Consider the following 2,967-nt stretch of genomic DNA (forward strand, 5'->3'; position numbering starts at 1 on the left):
TTAAGTATCTGACTGCAATGGTCTACATGCTGGCGAAATGTTGGTTCTACTTCGTGAAGCTGGCGTCCCATATTTACATACTGGCTACCTTGACCTGAGAACATGAATATGATCGGTTGTTCTCTATGTTCTTGGTATGCAGTTAAAACCCGTTTCTCCTCCAGTGTTTCCAAGGCGGTTACAGCATCTTCAACGTCCCGGCAAACCAAAATCCGGCGGTAGTTAAAAGCCCTACGACCAACCTGAAGAGTGTATGCTACATTGGCTAGATTTGTATCTGGATGCTGTTTTAAGTAAGTAACCAGATTCGCAGTTGCACTTTCAAGTGCCGAAGCAGTTTTGGCTGACAATAATAGCAATTGCCAAGGTCGAGATTCTTCACAATGTTTTATTTCCGGGGCTTCTTCAAGGATGATGTGGGCATTAGTTCCACCAAAGCCCAAGGAACTAACACCAGCCCGGCGTGGAGTACGGTTAGTTTTCCAATCGGTAAGTTTAGTATTGACGTAAAAAGGACTGTTGGCAAAATCTATCTGAGGATTGGGAGTCTCAAAATTTAGACTAGGGGGTATTTGTTTGTGTTTTAATGCTAAGACGGTTTTGATCAGACTTGCTATACCAGCTGCTGTATCTAAATGTCCGATATTCGGTTTTACCGAAGCGATCGCACAGAAGCCGTTTTTTTGTGTAAAGGTACGAAAAGCCTTGGTAAGCGCAGCGATTTCCACAGGATCGCCAGTAGGTGTTCCAGTTCCGTGAGTTTCTATGTATGAGATATCATCAGCTTTCACGCCAGCATTCGCTAAAGCTTCTACAATCACCTCTGCCTGACCATCTACACTCGGTGCAGTGTAGCTGACTTTTAGAGAACCGTCGTTGTTGATAGCTGAACCTTTGATGATTGCATGAATATAGTCGCCATCATTAACAGCATCTTTAAATCTTTTTAAGACGACTATTCCCAGACCACTACCGAAAATAGTACCTTGTGCCTTAGCATCAAAAGCGCGACAGTGACCATCAGGAGATAAAATTCCGTCTTCTTGATAGAGATAGCCTGACTTTTGTGGCACACTGATGGCAACTCCACCAGCCAAAGCCATATCACACTCTTCATCCAGCAAACTTTTGCAGGCTAAGTGTACAGCTACTAATGAAGTTGAGCAGTAAGTTTGGATACCTACACTTGGACCAGTAAGATTTAATTTGTATGAGATATTTGTAGTGAGAAAATCTTTATTAAGAGCATATGTATTGGAAATATTATTCAAATTAGAGTTGTTATAAATATTATTAAAAAAGTAAGTATTGGTGCTTGTACCAGCATAAACCCCTATCAAACCTTCATACTTTTCTGGGTCATACCCGGCATTTTCAAGAGCCTCCCAAGCACATTCCATAAAGAAACGGTGTTGGGGATCAATCACTTCAGCTTCCCTAGGACTAAAACCAAAGAATCTAGCATCAAAAAACTCTATATCTTCCAGTACAGGTGCTGCTTTCACATAATTTGGGTCATTTAAAACAGTATCTTCAATATTTAAAGATACCAAATCCTGCTCGGAAAAAAAAGAAATAGATTCGATTCCATTCTGAAGATTGTGCCAAAAATCATTGATATTCTTCGCACCAGGAAATCGACCAGCCATTCCTACTATAGCTATGTCTAAATCTGATGATCTTTCAAGTATTTTATAAGTACTTATCATTTTTTCTTTCAAAGTAACTAGAAATCAATCATTGTTACAACCTGGGGAGTATCCCAAATGTTTTTATTTTTAAACGCTGAGGACCGCAGAGGTTAACACAAAAGAACGCAGAGTGTTAATCAGAGCTACTTCGTTTTGTGTTTTGAAAACTTTGGGATTTTCCTAACCTGGATTTATCAGTGTAGAGCGTCAAATATCTCCTAAACCTCTTGACTTTGCGTTCTTTGCGTCCTTCGCGGTTCGTTTTTCATAATTTTCTGTAAGTCCTATTTAATATCAAAATAAAATTCCTTTTCATCCCAATCAAATTAACCTAAATAAAACTTTGCAATTTACATAAGACTAACTTTCATCTAGCATTTTTTGCATTTTCATCTGTCTTCTTCTTTGTCCTCGCAGTAATCGTTGTTTAAAATTAGTTTTTTCATCTTCTTCAGGAATCAAAATTTTTGCCATAGAACTGACAGTTGGGCATTCATAAAGCTTGGCAATAGGAACATTTAAATCAAACGACTTATTGACTTGAGAAATAACTTGAATACCTATGAGAGAATCACCGCCCAGTTCAAAGAAATTATCATAAATTCCTATGCGCTCAATCCCGATAATTTGCTGCCAAATTTCAGCAAGTTTTTGCTCAATGTCATTTCTAGGCGCAACAAAATCATTACTTAATTCGGGTCGTGGATGTGTTGCGTGTGATTTATTGATTGTCTCTAAAACTTCCGAGATGAGTATTTTTTGATCAGAATTGTGCTGCTGAAATAAATTCAGGAAGTCAGAGGGAGATACCACAACTTGAGGTATTGTACTTTCTAAAATACGTGTCAAAGCATCTATACCTTCTTGGGGCAATATTCCTTGTTTGAGATTTTCTGCACGCAATTCTTGGAGTTGTTTAGACACTGCTGTATTTACCGCCATCCCAACTTCTTGCCAAGTATCCCAGTTGATACTTGTAGTGAATGTGTGAGATTTTGTGATATTGCTGTGAGCAAAAGCGTCAAGAAAAGCATTAGCTGCACAATAATCTACTTGTCCAAATCCCCCAAGAATTGAATTAATTGACGAGGTTAAGATAAAGAAATCTAGTTGAGCATCTTTGAGGACAGCATCAAGAACCAGTGTACCCTTGACTTTAGGAGCTAATATACTTTCCGCTTCTTCCCGGGTTTTTCGCTGAATCACGCCGCCTCCCGGTACTCCAGCCGCATGGAAAACCCCATTGAGTTGACCAAAAGTGGAATGTGCAGAAGCG

2 protein-coding genes are annotated in these 2,967 nt (G+C 39.2%); both read right to left on the minus strand.

The window, feature by feature from the left end; all coding sequences use genetic code 11:
- Window positions 1–1,649 (minus strand): type I polyketide synthase (locus NIES592_RS24005; protein WP_371915113.1); only part of this gene is annotated, 1,649 nt, incomplete at its 3' end.
- Between the two features lie 402 nt (window positions 1,650–2,051).
- Window positions 2,052–2,967: KR domain-containing protein (locus NIES592_RS24010; protein WP_143168403.1), on the minus strand; the 916-nt coding region annotated here is incomplete at its 5' end.

It is taken from the genome of Fischerella major NIES-592, assembly GCF_001904645.1.
GTDB classification, from domain to species: Bacteria; Cyanobacteriota; Cyanobacteriia; order Cyanobacteriales; family Nostocaceae; genus Fischerella; species Fischerella thermalis.